Origin of the sequence: Marinobacter sp. CHS3-4 (genome assembly GCF_030053415.1) — a bacterium.
Taxonomy (GTDB): domain Bacteria; phylum Pseudomonadota; class Gammaproteobacteria; order Pseudomonadales; family Oleiphilaceae; genus Marinobacter.
This window is the reverse complement of the sequence record NZ_JASGBJ010000003.1, coordinates 139,890-163,029: the sequence shown is the minus strand read 5'-3', so window position 1 is coordinate 163,029 and position 23,140 is coordinate 139,890. Positions and strand designations below refer to the sequence as shown.

Annotated in this window: 30 protein-coding genes; 16 read left to right on the top strand and 14 right to left on the bottom strand. The window is 55.2% G+C overall.

Annotated features, from left to right (window positions below; all coding sequences use genetic code 11):
• Nucleotides 1-77: 77 nt before the first annotated feature.
• Nucleotides 78-428: a GFA family protein gene (locus QLQ17_RS14440; protein WP_283210315.1), complete on the bottom strand. Its 351-nt coding sequence runs from the start codon at nucleotides 426-428 to the stop codon at nucleotides 78-80.
• A 45-nt stretch (nucleotides 429-473) separates the two neighbouring features.
• Nucleotides 474-920: a DUF4124 domain-containing protein gene (locus tag QLQ17_RS14435; RefSeq protein WP_283210314.1), complete on the bottom strand. Its 447-nt coding sequence runs from the start codon at nucleotides 918-920 to the stop codon at nucleotides 474-476.
• 174 nt (nucleotides 921-1,094) lie between these two features.
• On the opposite strand from QLQ17_RS14435, the gene QLQ17_RS14430 reads away from it, so the two are divergent.
• Complete coding sequence (locus QLQ17_RS14430; RefSeq protein ID WP_283210313.1) at nucleotides 1,095-1,985, top strand: LysR family transcriptional regulator; 891 nt, start codon at nucleotides 1,095-1,097, stop codon at nucleotides 1,983-1,985.
• Here QLQ17_RS14430 and QLQ17_RS14425 read toward each other — a convergent pair.
• Nucleotides 1,982-2,470 carry a MarR family winged helix-turn-helix transcriptional regulator gene (locus tag QLQ17_RS14425; protein ID WP_283210312.1) on the bottom strand — a complete coding sequence of 163 codons (489 nt, stop codon included), beginning with the start codon at nucleotides 2,468-2,470 and terminating at the stop codon, nucleotides 1,982-1,984. The genes QLQ17_RS14430 and QLQ17_RS14425 overlap by 4 nt on opposite strands.
• Before the next feature lie 86 nt (nucleotides 2,471-2,556).
• Here QLQ17_RS14425 and QLQ17_RS14420 point away from each other — a divergent pair, with 86 nt between their 5' ends.
• The 4 genes from QLQ17_RS14420 (at nucleotide 2,557) to QLQ17_RS14405 (ending at nucleotide 5,647) form a co-directional block, all read left to right on the top strand.
• A complete protein-coding gene (locus tag QLQ17_RS14420) occupies nucleotides 2,557-3,495 on the top strand; it encodes a DMT family transporter (protein WP_283210311.1) in 939 nt (312 codons plus the stop codon).
• Complete coding sequence (locus QLQ17_RS14415; RefSeq protein WP_283210310.1) at nucleotides 3,492-4,133, top strand: NAD(P)-dependent oxidoreductase; 642 nt, start codon at nucleotides 3,492-3,494, stop codon at nucleotides 4,131-4,133. The genes QLQ17_RS14420 and QLQ17_RS14415 overlap by 4 nt, the downstream gene beginning before the upstream one ends.
• A 116-nt stretch (nucleotides 4,134-4,249) precedes the next feature.
• Entirely contained in the window at nucleotides 4,250-4,999 is a 750-nt protein-coding gene (locus tag QLQ17_RS14410; protein ID WP_283210309.1) for an NAD(P)H-dependent oxidoreductase, read from the top strand.
• A gap of 246 nt (nucleotides 5,000-5,245) precedes the next feature.
• Nucleotides 5,246-5,647, top strand: a complete 402-nt coding sequence (locus tag QLQ17_RS14405; RefSeq protein WP_283210308.1) for a GFA family protein — start codon at nucleotides 5,246-5,248, stop codon at nucleotides 5,645-5,647.
• Between the two features lie 35 nt (nucleotides 5,648-5,682).
• Here QLQ17_RS14405 and QLQ17_RS14400 read toward each other — a convergent pair whose 3' ends face one another.
• Entirely contained in the window at nucleotides 5,683-6,564 is an 882-nt protein-coding gene (locus QLQ17_RS14400; protein ID WP_283210307.1) for a LysR substrate-binding domain-containing protein, read from the bottom strand.
• A 112-nt stretch (nucleotides 6,565-6,676) separates the two neighbouring features.
• Here QLQ17_RS14400 and QLQ17_RS14395 point away from each other — a divergent pair, with 112 nt between their 5' ends.
• Together QLQ17_RS14395 and arsN2 are read left to right on the top strand one after the other, a co-directional pair.
• The gene (locus tag QLQ17_RS14395; RefSeq protein ID WP_283210306.1) at nucleotides 6,677-6,889 is read left to right on the top strand and encodes a DUF1127 domain-containing protein; all 213 of its coding nucleotides are present in this window, start codon (nucleotides 6,677-6,679) and stop codon (nucleotides 6,887-6,889) included.
• Nucleotides 6,890-7,202: 313 nt separating this feature from the next.
• A complete protein-coding gene (gene arsN2 / locus QLQ17_RS14390; RefSeq protein ID WP_283210305.1) occupies nucleotides 7,203-7,655 on the top strand; it encodes an arsenic resistance N-acetyltransferase ArsN2 in 453 nt (150 codons plus the stop codon).
• On the opposite strand, the gene QLQ17_RS14385 is transcribed toward arsN2, so the two are convergent.
• From QLQ17_RS14385 to QLQ17_RS14360, 6 genes are all read right to left on the bottom strand, one after another.
• Nucleotides 7,652-8,392, bottom strand: coding sequence for a substrate-binding periplasmic protein (locus QLQ17_RS14385; protein ID WP_283210304.1), 741 nt, complete (start codon nucleotides 8,390-8,392; stop codon nucleotides 7,652-7,654). The genes arsN2 and QLQ17_RS14385 overlap by 4 nt on opposite strands.
• Before the next feature lie 174 nt (nucleotides 8,393-8,566).
• The gene (locus QLQ17_RS14380; protein ID WP_283210303.1) at nucleotides 8,567-8,881 is read right to left on the bottom strand and encodes a non-heme iron oxygenase ferredoxin subunit; all 315 of its coding nucleotides are present in this window, start codon (nucleotides 8,879-8,881) and stop codon (nucleotides 8,567-8,569) included.
• Nucleotides 8,878-9,816 carry a fatty acid desaturase family protein gene (locus QLQ17_RS14375; protein WP_283210302.1) on the bottom strand — a complete coding sequence of 313 codons (939 nt, stop codon included), beginning with the start codon at nucleotides 9,814-9,816 and terminating at the stop codon, nucleotides 8,878-8,880. Before QLQ17_RS14375 ends, QLQ17_RS14380 begins: the two co-directional genes overlap by 4 nt.
• Before the next feature lie 102 nt (nucleotides 9,817-9,918).
• Nucleotides 9,919-10,821 (bottom strand): sensor domain-containing diguanylate cyclase, encoded by a 903-nt coding sequence (locus QLQ17_RS14370; protein ID WP_283210301.1) that lies wholly within the window; start codon nucleotides 10,819-10,821, stop codon nucleotides 9,919-9,921.
• A 181-nt stretch (nucleotides 10,822-11,002) separates the two neighbouring features.
• On the bottom strand, nucleotides 11,003-11,839 hold the full coding sequence (locus QLQ17_RS14365; RefSeq protein WP_283210300.1) for a DODA-type extradiol aromatic ring-opening family dioxygenase: 837 nt from the start codon (nucleotides 11,837-11,839) through the stop codon (nucleotides 11,003-11,005).
• An 8-nt stretch (nucleotides 11,840-11,847) separates the two neighbouring features.
• Nucleotides 11,848-12,291, bottom strand: a complete 444-nt coding sequence (locus QLQ17_RS14360) for a DoxX family protein (RefSeq protein ID WP_283210299.1) — start codon at nucleotides 12,289-12,291, stop codon at nucleotides 11,848-11,850.
• Nucleotides 12,292-12,452: 161 nt separating this feature from the next.
• Here QLQ17_RS14360 and QLQ17_RS14355 point away from each other — a divergent pair, with 161 nt between their 5' ends.
• The 5 genes from QLQ17_RS14355 to QLQ17_RS14335 all read left to right on the top strand — a co-directional run bounded on the left by QLQ17_RS14355 (nucleotide 12,453) and on the right by QLQ17_RS14335 (nucleotide 16,702).
• On the top strand, nucleotides 12,453-13,361 hold the full coding sequence (locus tag QLQ17_RS14355; protein ID WP_283210298.1) for a LysR family transcriptional regulator: 909 nt from the start codon (nucleotides 12,453-12,455) through the stop codon (nucleotides 13,359-13,361).
• A gap of 144 nt (nucleotides 13,362-13,505) precedes the next feature.
• Nucleotides 13,506-14,375, top strand: coding sequence for a formate dehydrogenase accessory sulfurtransferase FdhD (locus QLQ17_RS14350; RefSeq protein WP_283210297.1), 870 nt, complete (start codon nucleotides 13,506-13,508; stop codon nucleotides 14,373-14,375).
• Entirely contained in the window at nucleotides 14,335-14,955 is a 621-nt protein-coding gene (gene mobA / locus QLQ17_RS14345; protein ID WP_283210296.1) for a molybdenum cofactor guanylyltransferase MobA, read from the top strand. Before QLQ17_RS14350 ends, mobA begins: the two co-directional genes overlap by 41 nt.
• The gene (gene mobB, locus QLQ17_RS14340; RefSeq protein ID WP_283210295.1) at nucleotides 14,931-15,458 is read left to right on the top strand and encodes a molybdopterin-guanine dinucleotide biosynthesis protein B; all 528 of its coding nucleotides are present in this window, start codon (nucleotides 14,931-14,933) and stop codon (nucleotides 15,456-15,458) included. Before mobA ends, mobB begins: the two co-directional genes overlap by 25 nt.
• Nucleotides 15,455-16,702, top strand: a complete 1,248-nt coding sequence (locus QLQ17_RS14335; protein ID WP_283210294.1) for a molybdopterin-binding protein — start codon at nucleotides 15,455-15,457, stop codon at nucleotides 16,700-16,702. Before mobB ends, QLQ17_RS14335 begins: the two co-directional genes overlap by 4 nt.
• Here QLQ17_RS14335 and QLQ17_RS14330 read toward each other — a convergent pair whose 3' ends face one another.
• From QLQ17_RS14330 to QLQ17_RS14315, 4 genes are read right to left on the bottom strand one after another with little or no spacing between them, the layout of a single operon-like run.
• Nucleotides 16,703-17,179: a DUF6505 family protein gene (locus QLQ17_RS14330; protein ID WP_283210293.1), complete on the bottom strand. Its 477-nt coding sequence runs from the start codon at nucleotides 17,177-17,179 to the stop codon at nucleotides 16,703-16,705. It lies immediately after the preceding gene.
• Nucleotides 17,176-17,880, bottom strand: a complete 705-nt coding sequence (locus QLQ17_RS14325; protein WP_283210292.1) for a biotin/lipoate--protein ligase family protein — start codon at nucleotides 17,878-17,880, stop codon at nucleotides 17,176-17,178. The genes QLQ17_RS14330 and QLQ17_RS14325 overlap by 4 nt, the downstream gene beginning before the upstream one ends.
• Nucleotides 17,877-18,722 (bottom strand): Mrp/NBP35 family ATP-binding protein, encoded by an 846-nt coding sequence (locus QLQ17_RS14320; RefSeq protein WP_283210291.1) that lies wholly within the window; start codon nucleotides 18,720-18,722, stop codon nucleotides 17,877-17,879. Before QLQ17_RS14320 ends, QLQ17_RS14325 begins: the two co-directional genes overlap by 4 nt.
• Before the next feature lie 17 nt (nucleotides 18,723-18,739).
• Nucleotides 18,740-20,719 carry a 4Fe-4S binding protein gene (locus QLQ17_RS14315; protein ID WP_283210290.1) on the bottom strand — a complete coding sequence of 660 codons (1,980 nt, stop codon included), beginning with the start codon at nucleotides 20,717-20,719 and terminating at the stop codon, nucleotides 18,740-18,742.
• A 151-nt stretch (nucleotides 20,720-20,870) separates the two neighbouring features.
• Here QLQ17_RS14315 and QLQ17_RS14310 point away from each other — a divergent pair, with 151 nt between their 5' ends.
• The 4 genes from QLQ17_RS14310 to QLQ17_RS14295 all read left to right on the top strand — a co-directional run bounded on the left by QLQ17_RS14310 (nucleotide 20,871) and on the right by QLQ17_RS14295 (nucleotide 23,056).
• Nucleotides 20,871-21,446: a DUF3305 domain-containing protein gene (locus tag QLQ17_RS14310; protein WP_283210289.1), complete on the top strand. Its 576-nt coding sequence runs from the start codon at nucleotides 20,871-20,873 to the stop codon at nucleotides 21,444-21,446.
• Nucleotides 21,446-22,126 (top strand): DUF3306 domain-containing protein, encoded by a 681-nt coding sequence (locus tag QLQ17_RS14305; protein ID WP_283210288.1) that lies wholly within the window; start codon nucleotides 21,446-21,448, stop codon nucleotides 22,124-22,126. Before QLQ17_RS14310 ends, QLQ17_RS14305 begins: the two co-directional genes overlap by 1 nt.
• A gap of 89 nt (nucleotides 22,127-22,215) precedes the next feature.
• The gene (locus QLQ17_RS14300) at nucleotides 22,216-22,827 is read left to right on the top strand and encodes a TorD/DmsD family molecular chaperone (protein WP_283210287.1); all 612 of its coding nucleotides are present in this window, start codon (nucleotides 22,216-22,218) and stop codon (nucleotides 22,825-22,827) included.
• A gap of 40 nt (nucleotides 22,828-22,867) precedes the next feature.
• On the top strand, nucleotides 22,868-23,056 hold the full coding sequence (locus QLQ17_RS14295) for a hypothetical protein (protein ID WP_283210286.1): 189 nt from the start codon (nucleotides 22,868-22,870) through the stop codon (nucleotides 23,054-23,056).
• Nucleotides 23,057-23,140: the final 84 nt, after the last annotated feature.

Below are 23,140 nucleotides of genomic sequence, written 5' to 3'. Positions count from 1 at the left end.
ATTGCCAGCTTATTGTCGTTTTTGCGAATAAGGTGACATTTCGTCGAAATCCGGCTTGAGCAATTTGTTATTCATTTCTATAACTTTTTCGCACCATCAAATGTAACGGGATTTAAAGAATAGCTATCCACACCCTCTAAACACCCTACATTTAAAATGACGCTTGTGCCTTTTTCATTTTTAAAACGGGTATAACATTGGATACCACAATTTTTACAAAAAAAATGGTCAGAGAAATCTCTTGAACCATACTTACCTAAATTATTTTCGTCACTTTCAAGCGTAAACTTTGAGTCCTCTACTTTTACCAGTGTCGAAGCTCGCCTTACGCAAAACGAACAATTGCACTTAAAACAATTATTCAAATCTGCGACTACATTAAATTGCACTGAACCGCAGTGACACCTTCCTTTGTACTCTTTACTCATAACTGAATTCCTCTACTTTGAATAACGCCCTGTAAACGCGCCGGCTCAGTCGCCGCAGACTTGCGCAGCCGTGGATTCGTAACGTTCCCGAATTCTCTGCGCTTCCGCGTCCGAGTAGTATTCCCGCTCGCCCTGATCATTCACTCTGTAGAACGACGAAATGCTTTCGTTGAACTTGACTCGAGCTTGCAGTCTGCGGCACTTCCTGGCCCGTTCCTTCGCATGCTTCGCCGCCTTAGCTGCGGCGGCCTGACGCCTAACGCGCTCTTGCTGGCTTTGCTCGACAAAGTTCGTCATTCGCTGCTGGCGATCTTTAACTGCAGTGTCTTCCGAAATGGGGGGAGGTTCAACAGTAACCGGCTGAGCGGAAACCTGCTCAGGCGGCCGGTCGCCAAAATGAGTGCGACCGTCAGCATCTACCCACTTGTAGACGCCACCGAAAACAGGGAGTGGTAACAAACATAACAACAGAACTACTCGAACCATTTTCATTAGCGAAATCCATTTCAATCAAAGGCCGTTAGGATCCCAACGATCAGAGCAGAGAGTCAAGTCGCAAAAGAGGCAGTTTCAGGGCCAGGTTCCACCGTTTTACCAATCACCTCGAAATACTCTAATCTGTTCTTACGCGCTCAGAAATTCACCAATAATGAAGTCCATTATTTCATGAATGAACATCAAATCCGCTGGGATGACCTGCAAATCGTCGCGGCCGTTGCAGAAACGGGCACGCTTTCGGGTGCCGGCAAAAAACTGGGGATCAGTCATGCCACCGTTTTTCGGCGGCTCAACAGCATGGAAGAGCGCCTGGGCGTCGAATTGTTTGAGCGCTCACGCAGCGGTTATTCGCCGAGCCCAGCCGGCGAAGACCTGTTTGCCGTTGCGCAGAGGATGGAGCAGGACATTACAGACGTTGAGCGTCGGCTTGCCGGGCAGGATCTCAAGCTTTCAGGGTCTGTCCGGGTGACAACCACAGACACCCTGTTCAAGGGGGTTCTCGCACCACTGTTTCAGCAGTTTCGAAAAGACTACCCGGATATTTCGCTGGAAATCGTGATTTCGAATCAACTTCACAGCCTCAGCAAGCGGGAAGCTGACATTGCCATGCGCCCCACCTCAACCCCCCCTGAAACGCTGATCGGCAGAAAAGCTGGCGTCATTCAGCAGGCCGTTTATGGAAGCCGCAATCGATGGAGTGAATCTGCCCTTGCAATCAGCGAACTGCGCGGCGAGGACTGGGTTGGCCCCGACATTCACATGGGCAATGGCAAGCTTGAAGGTTGGATGAGTCAGCAGGGTTTGAGCAACGCCTGCGCGTATCGAATCGACAGCATGCTTGGCATGTGGGCCGCGGTGAAGGCGGGTTCGGGCATCGCGATTCTGCCCTGCTATCTGGGCGAGTCCGATAACGAACTGGTGCGCCTGACGCACCCGGTTGAAGACCTGGCAATCCCGCTCTGGATACTGACTCATCCAGATCTGAAACGGGTCAAACGCATCCGCGAGTTTACGCGAGTGATGGGCGATGCCCTGAGGCTCAAGCTCAACTCGAATTAACGAGACTCCAGGCCAGCCAATAATTTCCTCAGCAACTCATCCAGCTGGTCACACTCGGCATCATCAAGCGCCGAAGTCAGCTGTGTCTGGGTTTGCACATGAGCATCAACTGCCTCTTCGATCACATCCAGCCCTTTCCTGGAGAGTGAAATCAGAAAACCTCGACCGTCCTGAGGGTTGCGAATACGCTCAACCAGTCCGGCTTTTACCAGAAGATCAACACGGTGCGTCATCGTTCCCGAAGTCACCATCGTCGATGACATTAGCTCTCCCGGCGACAAGGCATAAGGCGCCCCTGATCGCCTCAAAGTCGCCAATACGTCGAAGCTCGCTCCATTCAGGCCAAATTCTGCCCAGGTCCTCTCCATCCTCTGCACCAATAACTGATTGAGCACTTTGATCCGCCCAATCGTGCCCATGGCGCTAACGTCAAGGTTTGGGCGCTCCTGGCGCCACTGATTCAAAATGTCGTCAATTCGATCCATAGATACAGACTTACACCTATATATCTTGACGTCAAGATTTTCCGAACTTATCTTGATGTCAAGATACATGACAGATAGGAAACGAGATGATCACTTCGGCGCAACCAACCCGAAAATGGGTAGCACCGCTTCTTTACTTACTGGCCGGCGGAGCCATGCTGGGCACTTCCACTAACCTGGCGAAGCTGGCTCAGGAATCAGGATTGGCGCCCCTTTCTTTTCTGTTCTGGTCAATTCTCGGCGCAGCATTGCTGCTGTTTCTGCGAGCCTTCAAAAGGAAGCAGTTGCCCCCAATATCGTCTCGCACTCTGGAATACTACGCGGTATCAGCATTCACAGGAGTAGCCGGCTCCAATCTTCTCTTCTTTTCAGCGATCCCCCATGTGGGAGCCGGTTTTGTTGCGTTGCTTATCTCCCTACCCCCCATACTCACCTATGCGGGTGCCGTGGCCTTTCGAATCGAATCGTTTCGGCGAGACCGCGCTCTTGGTGTTCTCTCCGCGCTGGTAGGTGCCACCATACTGGCGTTAGGAAAGTTCGCTGAGGCCGATATCAATAGTCTTTGGGCAATGCCCGTGTTTGCTGGGGTTATCTTGCTCGCAATCGGCAATCTGTACCGCACTCTGCGCTGGCCACGCGGCCTTACCGTGAACGAACTGGCGCCGGGAATGCTCATTGCGGCAGCAGTCATGCTCGCAATGGCCGGTTTTCTACCCGGCTTACCACTCGGCATTCCGACATCCCTGCTGGAAGTCGCTCTGATTGCCGTGCAATCGATCGTTTTTGCGGCAATGTTTCTTTTTTTGTTCCTGCTTCAAACAACCGGCGGGCCTGTTCTTCTCAGCTTGTTGGGGTCCGTTGGCGCCGTGGTGGGCGTTCCCGTCGCAGTTTTTCTTCAGGGTGAGCCAATACCGAATGGGCTGGCTGCTGGTGCCCTGTTCATCTCACTGGGGATCATCCTGCTCATAGCGGGCAAACCCCGTTCCAAGAACCAGACAACATCACACGGAGAATCTACAGCATGAAAATCACGGTCTATGGCGCTACCGGCGACGTGGGAAGGCGAATCGTTGCCGAGGCGGTAAAGCGTGGTCACCTGGTGACCGCAGTATCGCGAAGTAAAACACAGCTGGCCACACTGCCCGAAGCAGTCATTGGACACCCGGCCGACGTATCAGATGACCAACAACTGGCCAAAACGACCGACGGCCAGGATCTCCTCATCAGCGCATTGCGGCCCGGTGACGGGGGCGAAGAGCAACTGGTTTCGTTAACGACCCGCGTCATCGAAGCCGGTGAAAATCTGGGGATCCGATCCATCGTGGTGGGTGGCGCGGCTCGCCTGATAGTGCCTGGTCAAGGTGGGCTAACGGTCCTGCAAAGCCCGGATTTGCTGCCTGAAGCGGCAGTACCCATTGCAAGGGCATGCCAGCGCCAGTACGAGGCCTGTTTACAACGTGATCAGGCATTATGGACCTACCTGTCACCTCCCGCCTTGCTGGAACCCGGTGAAAGAACGGGCAACTACCGACTTGGTCTGGACACTCTGATAATCGACCACAATGGCCATGCTCGAATTTCAATGGAAGATTTTGCCGTGGCCATTCTGGACGAGGCCGAGAGTCCGACTCACACGGGCAAAGCTTTCACCGTCGGCTATTAGCAGCTGCACAGGCCATGTTCATATATGCAATGTAGATTTACTAAATTGGTTATTTAATGTGCCCAAAGGAACATCATAAAGTGTTCTTATATTTTCCTGATGGAGCCAACCGGAACATGAACGTGCTTATCACGCTCGCGCATCCAGAACGACAATCCTTCAACGGAGGCCTCGCCGATATCGCGAAGGAACGGCTCGAGGCAGCGGGACACTCCGTTGAATTGAACGATCTGTATCGAAAGGGATTCGACCCTGTCGAAGGGGCGCATCAATATCCCCGTCGTGAAACAACGGACATTTTTTACCCTCTCGATGAACAAAAGTCTCATTTCGAACAGGGCCAACTGCCGGACGATGTTCAACGGGAAATCGCACTGCTCGACTGGGCGGATCTGTTGATACTGCAGTTTCCGCTCTGGTGGCACTCGCAGCCGGCCATCCTCAAAGGCTGGTTCGATCGTGTGCTCGTTTTCGGTGGGCTTTACTCGGGAAGCAAGCGCTACAACAACGGACACTTCGCGGGGAAAAAAGCCATCTGTTCCGTAACCACCGGCTCACCCGAAAAAGCGTTCATGCCGTTCGGGCGAGCGGGAAACATGGTGGAATGGCTATGGCCCATTCATTCGTCGCTTTATTACGTGGGTTTTGACGTGCTACCACCCCAGGTCAGCTATGGGGTTCAGGGCGGCGGCATCCAGTACCAGGCGGAACATCAGCTTGAACAACACCTTCGAGACTTGAGGGAGAGCTGGTCTGATCGCGTTACCAACCTCAAAGTCGAGCCTGCAATTCCCTTCACGGGTTGGGATGACTGGGACCATGACGGAGTGCTCAGGGATAACCACCCCATGCGATGGCGCCCTTAGAATCAGCGCACGATGAAACGCCTCCATCATCACGAATCGAAAAGGATCACGCCATGTATTACACATCACTACCTGAGTTAAAAAGACTCGAACGGCGCAACCAGGCCGCTCGCCGCGATGCCTTCATCCTGCTCTTCAGGCGCATGCTTTTCTGGAGGAGTGCGAAACCCGCCCCTGGAGAAGTAAACACACACTCAAAGAAACGGTTGACCGTTTGCACCAAAACAACCTCGGAAAGGGAATGAAATGATGAAACACAAAGGCAGCTGTCTGTGTGGTGGCGTGCAATACGAAATCCAGGGTGAACTGAGGGATGTATTGAACTGCCATTGTTCAATGTGCCGAAAACTGCATGCCGCGGCTTTCAGAACCCGGGCAACGATCAATGCGGCTGATTGGAAAATCATGAAAGGCGACAGGCTCATCAAGTTTTACGAATCGTCGCCGGGCGAGCATAAGGGGTTCTGTTCCAACTGCGGCTCCAGCCTCTACACCCGATTCGACTCAAAACCTGGAATATACGGTTTTCCTCTGGGAACGCTGGACACCGACCCCGGCGTCAAAGCCGAGCGCCACGTATTCGTTGGAAGCAAGGCGCCCTGGCACGAGATCACGGATGACTTACCGCGCCACCTTACTTTTGACTGAGCTCGCGGTGGCTTGCGGCCTTGGCAAAAACGAATTCAGTAAATCTCGGAGGAAATCCAGGACACGAAGGCCCTGACTTTTTCGGTTCTGAACTTGGCTTCTGGGGCGACCAGATAATAGTGATATTCCGCAGGCATCGAGAAATCGATCGGCTGGATCAAGAGCCCGTCTTCCAGCATATCGGCAACCAGAGTGTGACGAATCAGAGAAATGCCGCGCCCTGCAAGGACCGCCTCCACCTGAGCAGACGCCTCATTGACGGAGAGCTTTATTGCCTTATCGGGAATCGATATTCCAAGGGCCTTTTGAAACTCCAGCCATGAGCCTTGCATATCAATCGAGTCATCAATCAGCCAGGGCATGTTGGCAAGGTCCGATGGTTTGACCTTGTGGTTGCCCGCAAGAGATTCGTGGCAAACCACGACGAGGGATTCCTCCATAAAGAAACGGGACTCCAGTCCTGGATAGTTTCCTTTGCCAAAACGGATGGCCAGATCAACGCCGTCACCCTGAAAGTCCACCAGGCTAAAGCCGGGCATGATGCTGAGTTTTAACTGAGGGTATCTTTCCTGGAACCGGCTGATTCTGGGCATCAACCAACGGTTCGCAAATGAGGGCAACGTCGACACTTTCAAATTGGTCGGATCCGAGTTCGGTGCAAATGAGGCAATACCCCTTTCAATCTCCTGAAATCCCGTTTCGATGAAACCCGACAAACGGCTTCCTTCCGGGGTCAGTTTTACCTCTCGAGTCAGCCTCACAAACAGCTTTATTCCGAGGAACTCTTCAAGGCCCCGAATATGTGAACTGACCGCCGCATTGGAAATATTCAGCGCCTCAGCCGCAGCCTTGAAGCTGAGATCTCTGGCCGCGTAACGGAAAGCCTGGAGAGCCCTAAGGGGAGGAAGCACCTGCATATTTACCACCCATGATTAACCTAAGATTAAGTATAAACCAGTTTAACCCGTTTGTTCTGGTGCAGTCCAAGCGGAACAATAAGCCTGAACTTTACAGTAAAGGAGAACCACGATGTCATCCATTGCCTGCACTGCTCATGCAGCCGGTTACGTTCAAAGCACATCAACAGTCAGAACCAAGGCGACTCAAAAGATCAGCCGGTGGTATGCAAATTGGAGAACCCGCCGGCAACTGGCCCGGCTACCAGACTTCATGCTGAAAGACATCGGTGTATCGAGAATCGATGCCGAACAGGAAGCCAGAAAGCCTTTCTGGAAAAAGTGAGACCCACAGCTTTGCCGGTGTGGGAATCGAAGTTCCAGAAGAGGCCTAACAGGAAAAGGAGCTAAAGTTATGGGCGATTACAAACACCATGACAACAAGGGCGCATCCGCGCGATCTCCTGAGGCGCGGAATCAACCTCGCTCAATAAATCGTGCAGATCGAATCAAAACACTGGTCGTTGGTAAATTGAAAACGCTCCAAAGCAGACGCAAAGCAAAAGAGGAGCTGCGCTGTCTCTCAGACCACATACGGAAAGACGTAGGCTTGTAGCTCCACGAATCTATCACCAACAGGCAATCCTGGCTAAATTGATATGCAGATTATTCCAATTGAACCCGATCAGGCACTGGTTGAACTTCTGAATCGCTCTGCTCTACCAACCTCAGACATCAACCAGCCTGGCTCAATTTATTTCTACGGCTGCCATCAGCGTGGCAAATTGATCGGGTGCGTCGGCATTCAGATCTGCGAGACAGTGGCAATGCTCCGCTCTTTAGCAACACAGGAAGAAGTCCGGAAATTCGGATTGGGACAAGCGCTAGTGAAGCACGCAGAACTGAATGCTTCACTCATGGGAATCGAAGCGCTTTATCTTTTGACGACCACGGCGGCTGAATTTTTTGAACGACTGGGGTATCGACACCTTTGTCGCCAGCAAGCTCCGGCGGTTATCAGAGAAACGACTCAATTTTCAGAATTGTGTCCGTCGACATCCAGCTTCATGCGCAAGCTCTTCATCAAGGGTCGTCCAAGGGACCTGACTTAATCGCCCGGCTTAATCGAGACACGCCGGTCTGGCGGCGGCAGGTTGCGTAGCATGACCTCTACATCAACCGTGTAAGTCGCGAAAAAATCTTCCGCCGCCTCTATGAGAGCCGCCTCGTTTTTGAGGATACCAAGATAGACCTGCCATTCGGCATCTATCAGTTCCGTGCTGAAACGATCCGGTTGGACCTCCCCCAGCATTGCCAGAAACCGGAATTCCAGTTCGTTCAAGACAAGGTAATCGCACCGCTTGTGCAGAAACATGCGAAGCATCTGCTGAGCGTTGTACCCATCATGACGGACCAGGTTGGTGCCGAGACGCTTCTCGATCTGATCACTGTAGACGAACCATCTGCGAAGACAGATATTGCCCTGAAGGTCATCGAAGGAGTCCGGTTCTAGTCCTGGTTGCGCGTACACACGGTCACGCCAGGTTAGAACCGGCCCCACGGCATGCATTCGATCCGGCAACGGCATCCAAAGCGGGTTGGCGAAAACTGCATTGGCGTGGCCCTTCTTCAGGGCCCAGGCCTGTCGTTTGCGCGCCATGGGCTGAAATTCGGCGGCAATACCGACCTCTTCGGCGAAGTCATTGATCACCTCGACCAGAATGCCTTTGTTGAGGTTGTCACCGTAATAGAATGGAAGAAATCCATCCGTCGACCCCATAACCTGGAGCCTTTGGGCCGACAGTGGAAGGCACCAGAATACTGCAATGATCAGTAGGCCTATTCTCATAGGGTCCTCGTTCGAGTGATCCAGAGAGGCAGGCGGTCAATTGTCCAGCACTGCCCAGTTAGTTACCTACAGTTTGGCTGGAATTCTCGCCACGCGCCACGATAGGGCCGAGCCATTGGTGGGTTATTTTTAGGCGAGCGTGCTTTCGCGATGCAACAGAAACCGAGTCGCCCCTCAAATACGCACTTGCACCTGGCCGTCCCGGACCCGGACGTCGAGCACCCGCATGGGCCGCGTAGCGGGCGCGGCTATGGGCTTGCCGTCGCGAACGTCAAAAGCCCCCTGGTGCAGCGGGCACTCGATCACGTGTTCGTCAAAGTAACCGTCGCACAGATCGGCTCCGCCGTGAGTGCATAGCGCGAGCGAGGCATACAACCCGGTCGTCGTGTCATACACGGCGATGATGCGACGACCGAGCTCAACTCGCGTTACCCAGTCTTTCTCCAGCTCGTCGACCGCGATCAAATCTTGCCAGGGTTTGTCCGTCATGCCCTCGCCTCCCGGATCTGGCGTAGCATATCCAGGTGCGCACCCAAATAGCCACGGGGTTCAACATGGACGTGGTCCGCCAGCTTCTCGTGCAAACGTGGCAAGGTGTGGTAAGGCACCAAAGGCACATAATGGTGTTCCGCGTGGTAGTTCATGTTCCAACACAGGAAACGCCAGGGCGCGGAGACAAGATTGGTGCGGGTGTTTTCGCTCATCTGCGCAACGGTTGGGCGGCCCACATGCTCCGTCATCCGGATAAAGCGCATCACTGGCTCACCCAGAAACAGCGGTAGAACCCAGTACCAGATCAGCCCCCACCAACCGGTAATGGCCATGCCCGCAAAGATCAATGCGTAGATCGCCAACATGACTCGCGCTTCCCTGAAAACGGCGGCATGTTCTTCCCTGGGAACGAAGTGTTTTTCCGCTTCCGACAACCGCCCCATGGCGTGACGCCCAAGCTCGCTGAACTTGGCCTGCCAGTAGGGAATCGAGGACAGGTAGAACAGGTATTCGCCATAGGTTTTTGGCATGGGGATCAATTCAGGATCCTTGCCGGGCAGCTGCGTGTAGGTGTGGTGGTCGCAGTGTTCGTACCGGAAGAAGCGATGCGGTAACACGATGATCAACCCGCAAAGTTGTCCGACGAGATTATTCAGTTTTCGGGTGCGGAACACGGTGTAATGAACGCACTCGTGTTGCAGTGAGAAATGATGCACCAGCACGATGCCATGCAGCATCATGGCGGGCCAGATCAACCAGCTGTTCCCTGCAAGGGTAATCAGCGTCGTGGTACCTGTCAGCACCACCACCCACAGGGCCAGATGGCGAAACGCAGGCCCGTCGGATCGCTGCATCAGAGATTTGAGCTCGTCACGGGTCAGCTTGCCCTCTTCAAGCGCCTGAGTCAGAGGTGTGACGGTACGATGTGCCATCGCTGAACTCCACGAATTCTTCTGTCGGAGCCAAGAGTTTTCTCACCGTAGCACCTCACTCTTTTGCACTGCAAAGGGCCGACGGACATCGCCAGCGTTGTATCAAGCAGACACGATCCGATCCTTGCCCTGCGCTTTACCGGCATAGAGCGCAGCGTCAGCACGGCGAAGGACATCCTCAAATGAACGGTCGGAAGATTCCATGGTGGTCACACCCATGCTGGCAGTCGGGGCCGTTCCACTGGCAGAGAAACGCCTCAGTTCCGAACGAAACAGGGCCTGCAGTCGCTCGGCAAACCCTTTCGCCTGTTCCTGGTCGGTATTGGGGAGCGCAATCACGAATTCATCACCACCGAAGCGGCAGACAGTATCGGTTTTGCGCAGCTCGAACCGGCACAGATCAGCCACCGCCCTGATCACTTCGTCGCCGGCATGATGGCCCTGTAAATCATTAATGATTTTCAGGTTGTCCAGATCGAACATGATGATGGAGGTAGGAGCTGCATGGCGCACAAACGTTTCAAAGTGCAGGGAAAGATCGCGTTCGAGTTTCCGTCTGTTGGAAAGGCCGGTGAGCTGATCCGTTTCGCTCAACTCCCGCAGCCGGTTTTCCAGTGCGTGTCGCTCGGAGATATTGCTTGCCACCCAAAGCACCACTGGTTCGTCATCGACCAGGAAATCAAGCGCCTGGATGCGCCCTTCGAAGCGAATGGTCTCGACTGGCCCCTCATCAGGCAAACCTTTAACATCCTTGTTACTCAGATCGTATTCTTCGATCAACAGCTGTCGCGACGTCAATGCCCGATCAATCTGTTCAACGAACCAGCGCGCCTTATCCTCTTTGACAACGTCGGAAACGTACTGGCCGACGAGACCACTACCGTCGTGGTAATAGCGAGTGTCTCGGCCACCGAAGACCGCCACATACTTGCCACTGCGGGTCAGTATAAAGGCGGGATCCGGCAACGCGCTCAGGATTGCACCCATCTGCTCGCTAGGGATCATTCAACAGAACTCGTGTGAGAACATACGACTGGGCGGACCATGACTAACCTCATCCCTTCTCCTGTCCTGGCAATTTTAGGAAGGTGCAATACCTATTTCCGTCAATTACAACCGACTGCAAATTAAATCTACTTCGATTATCGAAGGGAATCCAGACATAGGTGGGCCTTCTCGCATGGGCTTACTTCCTTGCGGCCCTGTTCCCCAAAGACGGGTAAACGTCCCAGAAAAACAGACTCGACACTCGTCCCAGGATCCGCACGGATTGACTCCAATCCGCCGCCCTGCCAGCCAGGCCATAGCAAACGTGCAACGGTAGCAAGTGCTCTTCCCTCGGGTGACAGAACCGGGCAGCAGGAGCCTTCTCCCAATCCATCAGGCGTCGGGCCCGCTCGTCTTCGGTCATTGATGGCTCTGTGCAGGTTTGCTGAAGCCAAGCCTCGAATAACTGATTCTGGGTTTCCACGGCGTCAGAATCAGCACTGAAGAACGCCTTCATGTTGTGAAATGAAAAGCCCGATCCAATCACCAGCAGGTTGTCCACATCCAGGCTTTGCAGGGCTCGTCCCAGGGCAATATGAGTCTCGGCATCGAGTGTGTTCACAAGTGACAACTGAACGCAGGGAATGTCAGCCTCTGGATACATCAGCGCCAGCGGGACAAACAGACCGTGGTCGAATCCGCGGTCCTCGTCGAGTGCCGATGCAATACCCGCCTGCCCCAGTGCTTTCTGGATCTGCTGCGCCAGTGCCGGGTGACCTGGGCACGGGTATTCAATGCGATAAGCCTCTTCCGGAAACCCATAGTAGTCGTAGATCAGCGGCGGTGTGGCGCCGGCAGTGATCGTCGGCCGTTCGGCCTCCCAGTGGGCACTGATGACCAGAATGGCCGACGGTTTCGCTAATCGCTCTGCCATCGCACTGAGCGCATCTACCATCGCCTGATGCCCAGGGTCTCCCAACAGGGGCATAGGACCGCCCCCGTGGGAAAGAAACACCACATTCGTGTTGTGAGCCATACGGCACCTCACGCTTTCGACAAAAGTGCTCTATCCAGGGAGAAACGACCGCCGCCCTGAACGGCCAGTGCAAGACTCACCACAAAAAGAGTCAAAGCGTACTCGTATCCGTTATTCGACATGAACAGGCCATTGTCGATATGCACGGCAAAAATGGCCACCAACATGGTAAACGCAGACACGATGGCAGCAGGGCGGCTCAGTAAACCCATCGCCAGAGCCAGGCCACCGAAGAATTCAGCCGACCCTGCCGCCAGCGCCATCAGAAAGCCCGGTTCCAGACCGATGCTGGCCATCCACTGCCCGGTGCCCTCCAGTCCGTAACCTCCAAACCAGCCGAACAGTTTCTGAGCGCCGTGAGCGGCGAGAATCAGGCCTACCGGTACCCGAAGAATCAATGCCGCAAAGCCGGCATCTGAGTGTAGAAGTTTTTGCGCGAAAGTAGAGTTCATCGTGTCACCTCAAATGTTTGTTGATCCGTTGTCGCAGGGTCGGAGCGCCCTGCGAATGAACCCACTTTACTATCATCAATGATCGGAACTAAGATGGCCTTTGTTGTTTAATTATCAACAATACATTGATTATTGGTGACGACTAACGGGGAGCAGAGACCTTGGACAGAATTGACGCGATGCGAGCCTTCCTTCAGGTCGTTCAGGACGGCTCATTCACCCGCGCAGCTGAACGCCTGACCACCTCACCGCAACTGGTCAGTAAATACGTTTCCCAATTGGAACAGCTCCTTGGCGTGCGCCTGCTCAACCGCACCACCCGTCGCGTGAACCTGACCGAAGCCGGCCACCGCTACTTTCAAAGTGCCCAGCAGATTCTGGCCGACCTGGACGATCTGGAACATCAGATCGGAGATCTACAACCGGAAGCCTCCGGCCTTTTGCGCATCAGTGCACCGGTATCGTTTGCCATCCATCACATGGAGCCGCTGTTGAGCGCGTTTCGCAACGCTCACCCCGGCGTGGAAGTGGATCTCCAACTGAACGATCGAAAGGTGGACATCGTTGAAGAAGGCTTCGATGTGGCGCTGAGGATTGGCCGGTTAAAAAGTTCTTCATTGATCGCCAAACGAGTGGCGCCCATCCGACTGGTGTTCTGCGCATCACCCGATTATCTGGCCAGACACGGAACTCCCGAGCATCCGGAGGATCTTCAGAACCACCACTATCTGCATTACAGCTATATGGATTCGAGTGCGATACCGTCGCTGCAAAAGTGGTTTTCAGGCAGCAGCCGGATACAGCGGGTGATGTCCAGCAATAATGGAGATGTGCTGATCGCTGCAGCGATTTCCGGTGCCGGCATCGCGCTTCAACCCACTTTTCTCTGCGGCCCGGCCATTCGGGAGGGAAAACTTCAGGTGTTGCTTGAACAACATGAACCAGAACCCATGGCGCTTTACGCCGTTTACGCCCATCGTCAATTGATGGCCAGCAAAGTGCGCGTGTTCGTCGACTTTATCGATGGCTTTTATGGAAAGACACCTCACTGGGATGAACTGCAGCACTAGCGCACAGGCTGCAGGTGTCCCACGCATCATTCGCACGTACCCACCAATATCGACTAGCCTTGCATCCATCATCAATGCTATTAATTGAATCGCTGTTCATCTTTCAACACGTGAACCAGCGCCCATGAGGATAATCAGGTTTACATGACTCTCAAACCATTGCTGCCAGACCCAACCGACCCTCGCCTATCCCGCCCCATAGAAGGCGTGGATGAGAACGGCCAGGCGAAGTCGGTTAACGTCATTGAAGAGCGCCCGCTGACTATCTACCTCAACAGCCAGGAAATCGTCACTGCGATGACCATCGGAGATTATCCCGAATACCTGGCGCTGGGATTTTTGCTGAATCAGGGCATGCTGCGCGACAGTGATACCGTCACCGGGATCGATTTCGATGAAGAATTGGAGGTGGCCGTGGTTCGCACCGCCCAGGCCACCAACGTGGAAGACAAGCTGGAAAAGAAAACCCGGACCTCCGGCTGCGCGGTGGGCACCGTGTTTGGGGACATGATGGCAGGCCTCGAAAACCTGACACTGCCCGACACCCCGGTACACACCAGCACGTTTTACGATTTGTCCTACCAGATCAACCACACCCCCAGCCTGTACATGGAGACCGGTGCCATTCACGGCACGGCCCTCTGCCAGGGGCTAGAGGTTCTGGCTTACATGGAAGACGTCGGGCGTCACAATGCCGTGGACAAGATCGCCGGATGGATGCACCTGAACGGTGTGTCGTCCGAAGACAAAGTGCTTTATACCACCGGCCGCCTGACCTCGGAGATGGTGATCAAAACGTCACTGATGGGCATCCCCACGCTGATCAGTCGTTCCGGCTTTACCGCCTGGGGCGTGGACATCGCGCGGCAGGTGGGGCTGACACTGATTGGCCGGATGCGCGGCAAAAAGTTTACCTGCCTGAGCGGTCAACACCGTCTGGTGTATGATCAGGACCTGTCTCAGGTGCCGGACGATGACAAGAAAATGCGAAGAAAAGGCGCCCAACATGAGTGAGTGCGCGGTGATTCTCGCCGGCGGTCAGGCGCGGCGTATGGGTGGTGGCGACAAAGGTCGCCTGATGCTGGGTGATCAGTCGCTGATCCAGCGTGTCATTGACCGGATCACGCCGCAGGTAGACTCTCTTGTGCTGAACGCCAATGGCGATCTGAGCCGGTTTGAAGATCTGGGGCTACCCATTGTTCCCGATTCCGTTGACGGTTTCCCCGGCCCACTGGCCGGTGTTTTGGCTGGAATGGATTGGGCGGCGGAGCAGGGCCATGAGTGGCTGATCAGCGTCGCAGCAGACACGCCCTCCTTTCCTCTGGACCTGGTACAACGATTGGCCAGCGGCGACACCCCGGTGGTGCTGGCTGCAACGCCTGACCCGGAGCGTGGTCGATTGCCCCAACCAACCTTCGGGCGTTGGCAGGTGGCATTGAGAGATGACTTGAGAGCCGCCCTGAACGACGGCGTACGGAAGATTCGGCAATGGACCCAGGCCCAGGGTGAATCCCTGGTGCTGTTTGGCGAGGACGATTTTTTCAACATCAACACGCCGGAAGATCTGGCGTGGGCGGAGCAACACCTGAAGTGAACGTTATTGGTATCGTCGGCTGGAAAAACTGCGGCAAAACGACCCTTGCCAGCGCCCTGATCCGCGAGCTTTCCAGCAGGGGGCTGGTCGTCAACTCCATCAAACACGCACATCATGCCGTGGACGTGGATCAGCCTGGCACCGACAGTTACAAGCATCGCGAGGCGGGGGCTCAGGAGGTTCTTCTTGCAGGCGGGCAACGCTTTGCCATCATGCACGAACTTCGCGGAGCCGCCGAACCAACACTGAAAGAGTTGCTGGCGAGACTTGGCCCTTGTGACTGGGTGGTGGTGGAAGGCTTCAAAACCGATCCCCACGCGAAAATTGAAGTACACAGGCAGACGTGCGAGAAAGCACCCAGGCACCATGACGACCCCAGCATCATTGCCGTGGCCACAGATTACCCGACTGACTTCGACGGCCCCGCTTTCGATGTGAACGACGTGCCCGCTATTGCAGACTTTGTTCTGGGCCTTGAAGAAGCATCCATGGGAGAGGTATGAACCCGCTTCGCAACGACTGTTTTGCCCTGCCGCCCGGCGTTGACTGGACACCAGTGGATGAGGCTCTGGAACGCCTACGCGTCCGCCTGCATCCGGTTGTAGGAGTGGAATCTGGTGTGCCCCTGCCTCAGCTCAATGGCCGGATATTGGCCAGTGATGTCTACGCGCCTCGGGCTCACCCTCCAAGCAGCAATTCAGCCGTTGATGGTTATGCGCTTGCCGGCCCCATCACCGAGGTACCCTGCACGCTGACCCTTGTCGATGGCCGAAGCGCGGCGGGGGAACCCTATTCAGGAAGCGTTCCCCAAGGCCACGCCATCCGCATACTCACCGGCGCCGTAATACCTGCCGGTACCGATACGGTGGTGCTGGATGAAGACTGCGAGATCAAAGATGGGCAACTGCATCTGAACGGTACGTTGAAAGCCGGCGCCAATTGCCGGAAGGCGGGCGAGGATATCAAAAGTAATGACAAAATCCTGTCTGCCGGCACACGGATAACCCCCACGCACATTTCCGTACTGGCCAGCGTAGGTGTCGAATTTGTGGACGCCTACCAGCCGTTGAGAGTTGGAGTCCTTTCAACTGGCGACGAGGTAAAACCAGTCGGTGCCGAGGTCACTGACTGGCAGATCTACGACGCGAACCGGCCGATGCTGAGCGCACTGGTCACTCAATTGGGGTATCAGCTGGTCGATCTCGGCCACGCCCTGGACCGAGCGGAAGATGTTAAAGCGGCGCTGGAGCGCGGTGCCGAACAATGCGACCTGATCCTGACCAGTGGCGGTGTATCCGCAGGCGACGAAGATCACGTGTCGAAAACCCTGAAAGCTCACGGCGACATGAGTAATTGGCGCATTGCGATCAAACCCGGTCGACCACTGGCACTGGCCATGTTCCAAAGCACACCGGTGATTGGCCTGCCGGGAAATCCTGTCGCGGCCTGGGTTTGCGCGCTGAGGTTTGGTGCGCCTGCCATGGCACTTCTAGCCGGTGCTGAATGGTTCGAACCGCAGAGCTATCTGATGCCCGCAAACTTCTCCAAGAACAAAAAACCTGGACGCAGTGAAATGCTCCGGGCCAGGGTTCGCGACGGTCAGGTGGAGGTCTTCGGCTCGGAAGGTTCTGGACGGGTAACAGGACTGGCCTGGTCAGAAGGTCTGGTTGAGCTGGATGAACACGCCCAGCAGATTGAGCCGGGCACCCCGGTTCGTTTCATCCCCTATGGCAGCTTCGGGCTCTAATCAATCGACGCTGCCGTGCACAGCGAATGCCTCCAATGACGCATCCTGCGGCGCCCGGGAACGATAGGTTTCCTCAACGCCCAGATCGGTAAGCTCGCGGCTGACCATCAGCAAGGTGTTATCTTCAAAGTCCTCGCACATGCTGCGCATCTGATCGATTTCTTCACAGGCGACTGGATAAGCGGCATCAATGTCTGGCGCGCCATACACATCCACAAATGTATTGGCCAAGGTTTTACGCAGCTGCTCCAGTTCCGATTCGGTAATCTGACAAACGCCCACAAAGCTCGCACGCCCGCCAGATTCGATGCTGTACCAACCATTGGTGAAGGCCTGCCTCGCCTTACCTTTCAGGTCTGATTCGGTCCAGTTGGAGAACTCGAAGCCGCCCGAAATCGCCCACTCGCCACTCGGGGCTGGGCGCTCATAGACATTGTCGTCGGAGATATCCAGGCGAAGGGTTCTGGCAAGTTTCATACATGCTCCGCAAATTGAATCAGGCTGATGGTCTCGGTCATTGGGCCGTCACGCAACAGCATCCGGCCCTTTTCATCCAGGCCAACAAATACACCGGGCTTCGGCTGTTTCACCGGTTCGCCCAGGGTGTCACAGCGCGGCCGCCACTCTTTATGCAGACGCTCAAAACCCTCGTCCAAAAAGTAAGTCAGCCACAACAGCGTATGTTTGGACCAGCTTTCCAACAACGCCATCGGGCTGATGTCGCTGCAACCTTCTTCCAGCAAGCAGGTCTCGTTTGGATTGGCACCCGGGTCGTCGCCCTGAGGAATAAAAGGCACCTCGATACCCACGACCAGCCAATTCGGCTCTTCGTTTGCGTCCGACACATCGGCAGCAAATCTCACCCTGCCGCACACAGCACCATTGACCTTGATACGATCCGGCCACAAAAAATGCACCGCAACCTCAGGCGGAGCCAGAGCCCCAAGGCTTTCAGCCAGTCCGATCTGTGCCACATAAACGGCCTGGATGGCTTCCTCCAGCGGCGTTTCAGGTGCCAGAACCAGTGCCGCCCTGAGGGTATCGCCCGCTTCCGAATAAAACACGGTGCCTGAATCCACACCGGCAATGGCGCGACTGACAGCCTTTTCAAACGGGTCCATGTTGTTGGGCACAACTTCTCCCGACAACAGCGGCGGGAATGAAGGTGTCTCGATCATTGCATGGCCTTAGCGTATACCTCAGAGGCGATAATTTCGTCAGCAATGTGCTGGAAAGCCTGAGCCTGGGGGCTTTCCGGTTTTGAGACCACAATCGGCACACCGCCGTCAGAGCTCACACGAATCTCCAGATCCAGGGGAATCTCACCAAGGAAAGGGGCTCCGATTTTTTCGGCTTCTGCCCGCGCTCCACCATGGCCAAAGAGATGATGCTCCTTGCCGCAACCATCACACACGAACGACGCCATATTCTCAACCATACCGAACAGTGGCACCTCCATGGTCTTGAACATGTCGATCCCCTTGCGGGCGTCCATCAGCGCGATGTCCTGTGGCGTCGAGACCACAACAGCGCCCGCCACAAAGAATTTCTGGCTGAGCGTCATCTGGACGTCACCGGTACCCGGTGGCAGATCGACCAGCAGAACGTCCAGCCGGCCCCAATCCACCTGGTTCATCATCTGTTCCAGCGCGCCCATCAGCATCGGGCCACGCCAGACAATCGCCTCGCCATCCTGAGCCATCAGGCCCAGGGACATCAGCGTCACGCCGTGGTTACGAAGGGGCAAAATGGTATTGCCGTCCGGACTGGAGGGGCGACCGGACACGCCCAGCATACGGGGCTGACTGGGGCCATAAACATCCGCATCCAGCAGGCCTACTTTCAGCCCTTTTGACGCCATCGCAACGGCCAGGTTGGACGACACCGTAGATTTGCCCACACCCCCTTTGCCAGACGCAATCGCAATGATCCGATCAATGCCTCGCGGGTTCTTATCCTGCGGCCGGGGAGCATCAGTGCCAATCAGATTGGCTTTTCCGGCATCAACGTATTCAACCATGCTGTGTCCTGTTTTTATTAGCTATCCAGATAGTCGTCGCTGGTGCGGACTTTCGGGCGCTGGCCTGCGGCCATCGGCGAGTTGTCGCCGTGGAACTGGGCTTTAACCCGGCAGTCATCACACATTTTGATCAACTGAACATTGTCAGAGTTTTTGTACATCCAGTGCTGGTTTTCGAGTTTCTCGACGATGCGGTTAATCGTACTTGCCACACCAAAAGGCCGGCCACAACTGATGCACTCGAAGGGATCTTCTCCGTGCAGCGCTCTGGGGCTCAGTGCCTCTTTTGACAGGTTAAGCTGAGGAACGAGATTAATCGCCGTTTCGGGACAAGTACTTTCGCACACGCCGCACTGAACACAAGCGTTTTCCGTGAACTGGACTTCAGGGCGGTCGGGGTGGTCGTTCAAAGCACCCGTAGGGCAGAGCGACACACACGCCAGGCAAAGCGTGCACTTATCGGAATCAATCTCGATCGCACCGTAGGGCGCACCGGCAGGCAGTTGAATCGGCTCTTCGATCGTGTCAGACATGGCTGCAAGGGTCACGCGAGTGATATCCCGACGTCCACCCACCAGCAACACTGGCTCACTGACACGCGCAGTGTTCTCGCCTTCTGCACTGAGTTCGTCAACGCCGATGATCCGTACGCGGCTGGAAGAATGATGGGCACCGTGAAGCATGGCCTGACTCAGCGCCACCTCGGAGGCCAGTGCCTCCCGATCTGTGTCAGTATCCGCCAGGATCAGCACCTCCGCGAAACCGGCACCAAACGCAGCCATGATCTCGGCGTGGCCGATCCGATCCACGTGTTCTATTCCCAGAGGAATCAGGTCATCTGCCAGTCCGTCACCGAAACGCGCCAGTTCGGTAATGGCATCCCCTCCTACCCCCATCGTGTGGAACACCAGCCGCGGCGATTCCTGCGCGTGCTCTCGATAGGTTCGGGCGAGCACGTCCACCGCTTTGGTGATGGCTTCGAATGGTGTTTCATTCATGGTCACCGCGGATGTTGGGCAAACCGCAGCGCAGGATCCACAACCGGCGCAGATATCTGAATCAATTTGAACCGAGTCGCCGAAGGAAAAAATCGCCTCAGTGGGGCAAACGTCCAGGCATCGGGTACAACCGGGTTTGTTGGCCCGAGAATGGGCACACAGGGATTCTTCAAGGTTAAAATAAACCGTTTTCTCAAATTCGCCCACGCGCTCTCTGGCGGTCAGCGCAATTCGTTCCAGTTCGCCGGATTTCGCCGGATCAGCCCAGAAATAGCCGTTTCGTTTTTCATGGCTGGGAAAGGCCGGGGCACCCCCGCGCAGGTCAATAAACACGTCGCATTCGCTGCGCGCCGTGGCTTTCACCTCGCCGAAGCCCAACGCTCCCCGTCCTGCCGGATTCAGGGTTTGAAGCTGCTCAAATTCAAGCTTGAAGTTGCCCAACGCTCCATAGGCAGAGCGCAGCTGTCCTTTCGCCACATCGTATTGGTCAGAGGGCAAATGAATGGGCCCCGAATCGCTGACGACACAAGTGACACCCAATTCATCCTGAACCAGTCCGGCCATTCGAATTGCCTGGTCGGTGGGGCCGACGATGCAGCACACGCCATCAGATTGAATGGTTTTCGCGGGCGCCATCGGGGACGGCAAACGAGAGGCCGCCAGCAAAGCCGCCTGCTTGGCGTTTAACCGCCGAGGGTCGGCATTGCTGGAACTCCAGCCCGCCCGGTCACGAATATCGATTGTGCTCAGCGAAGCAGAACGCCCGGTTTCGGCCTGGATTTCTTCCCCCAGTCTTTCGAACAGGGCCGCTTGCTGACCACAGGCAATCAATACTTCAGAGTCACCGCCAAGATGTTCAACGGCTTTGTTCATCTCGCCGACACACAACTGATCAACCGAGAAAACCTGGTCGGCTGCTGCAGCGGCCTGAAGGGCTTCGGGGTTCAGTGATTGGGTTCTGTCACACGAGCAAAGGAGTAGCGTTTTGTTTGCGGTCATTGGAACTATCGCTCTTTTATTTGTTCTTATACGTATAAGCGGATGTAACTGATCATCGAGCATGCCACAGCCGTCTGACCTTGGACAATTGGATGATTGGATAATTCCCGAACCCCTGCTAGCTTCAGGAAATAATAACAAGAGAGTCTGTATGAGCAGTCGCACAGAAAACTGGAAACGAGAATTACAGGTGGGTGCGGTCGTACGTCGAAAGCCGGGCGTTACCCGGTGGGCAAAGCACGTCTACAAACCCGTCGCCATCATCCCCGGCGCACCGGAAGCCTTCTGGAAAGAAATGGTTCGTGAAGACGACGTGGTGGACTTCCACGCCGGCACTGTAACCATGGAATTATACCGTGCCGATGTAGAGTCCTATCTGGTGTCTCTCAATTTGTCAGAACCGTCTGTCTGGGTAATCCTCGAACGGGACGAGACCAACCAGTCACCATCTGGCTGGGTCGTCAGCGCCATTACCGCCAGCGCCTTCGAAGCACAGGATGCTCTGGACAGTGGCGAAAACATTGTCGAAGCCGTCCCCATTCCCGAGTCACTCGCCGCCTGGATCAAAGAATTTGTCGACTTGCATTACATCGAAGAGCCATTCAAAAAGCGCCGCCGCAAGCAAGACATAGAGGGGATTGAGGGCGGAAAGGGCGATCCCCGTATAAAGCAGGTAAGTGATGTTTTCCGCCCACCGACGAATGATCGGAAACCGGGAGTTCACTGATGACCGAATCACGTTTGCAGCGCTGGGCAAGAAAGAAGGCCGAAACAAAGCAGGGTACCCAGCCAGCTGCAGAGGCCCCCTCACAACCCGTCGAGGCAAGGCCCGAAACAAGTCCCATTGAACAGGAACTGGCAGCGAACCAGCAGTTGCCGGAAAAAGAGATACTCGCCAAGTACAGCCTCCCCGATCCGGACACCCTTGAACAGGGCACTGACATCACGGGATTTCTTCGCAAGGAAATTCCCGAATTTCTTCGGCGCAAGGCCCTTCGTTCACTGTGGCGATCCAATCCTGTCTTTTCTGTATTAGACGGACTCAATGAATACGATGAAGATTTTTCAAAAGCCTCGATCCCCATTGGTGGGGTAAAAACAGCTTATAAGGTCGGAAAAGGCGGCTTCCTTGATCTGGAGAAACGCGAGAGGGAGCGTCAGGAAAGCAGCCTGGCTGAGCCGCCAGCCGATAACACCGTCCGGGTGTCCGCGGCAGAACCCGGAGCGACTGCCGCTCAGGATGTGAGACTGCAGGAGCCTGAAGAGGAAAAAACAGCGCCAGAGCCAGTCGAGGTAGCAGTCGACAACGCGAAGCCGGAGCCCGAGGCGCAACCGCAGATCTCAGAGCCTGGCGCGGACACTGAAACACGGCCGCGATTCCGACCGAGGATGCAGTTCGAAAGTTAACAGTCGAAGCTCAAATTGATCCAATTCGGTGCTTAGACTATATGTATAAATAATGTCGATAAACTACAACAAAAATCAGGAACTGAATTTTGGCCAATACTGCAGAAGTTCAGTGCCCGAAATCGATCGCCGAAGAAGATCGTGCCCGGGCACAAATGTACCAGTTACTGGGCGCCTTGCTTGGGTCCCCGCCCTCGTCTGAATTGCTATCCGGCCTGGCAACCCTGAAAGGCGACGATTCGTCCCTTGGCACCGCTTCAAAACAATTGGCAGCGCTTGCTGCACGCACATCCCCTGAGAGCGCAGAGCGCGAATACCATAATCTTTTCATTGGTCTTGGCCGCGGTGAACTCCTGCCCTACACCAGTTATTACCTGACCGGATTTCTTAACGAGAAGCCTCTCGCCGAATTGCGAACGGACCTTATGGCCCGCGGCATCCAGCGCAATGACGACGTCAAGGAACCGGAAGACCACATCGGAACGCTCTGCGAAGTTATGGCGGGCATCATTACCGGTGAGTTTCCCTGTGACAGTGACGTAGCTTCTCAGAAAGCGTTTTTTGACGCTCACATCAAAAAGTGGGCAGAACTTTTTTTCAGCGATTTGGAGAAAGCGCAATCAGCGGTCTTCTACGCGCCCGTAGGCTCCCTCGGGAAAGCCTTTATGGCCGTTGAAGCCGAAGCATTTGCGATTCAATAACCGGGGTCGACCCGATCCCACCACAAAGTGGAGGAGTCCTATGGACAATCCGAAGGGTGAAAGCCGTCGTCGCTTTTTGCGACTGGCAGCAGTGGCCGGCCCGGCTGCCGTTGCCATGACCGTAGCACCAAACGCCGCAGCCGAGGTGGCACAACCTGCCCCCAAGAAAAGCAGTGGCCTGCGTGAAACGGAGCACACGCGCAAATATATGGAATCGGCTCGCTTCTGAGGATTGGCCGCTATTCAAGGTTGCGTGATGCTCTTGTCTAGCCGCCCGTTCTAAGAAAACGAGAATAATAAAAGAGAGAGGTGT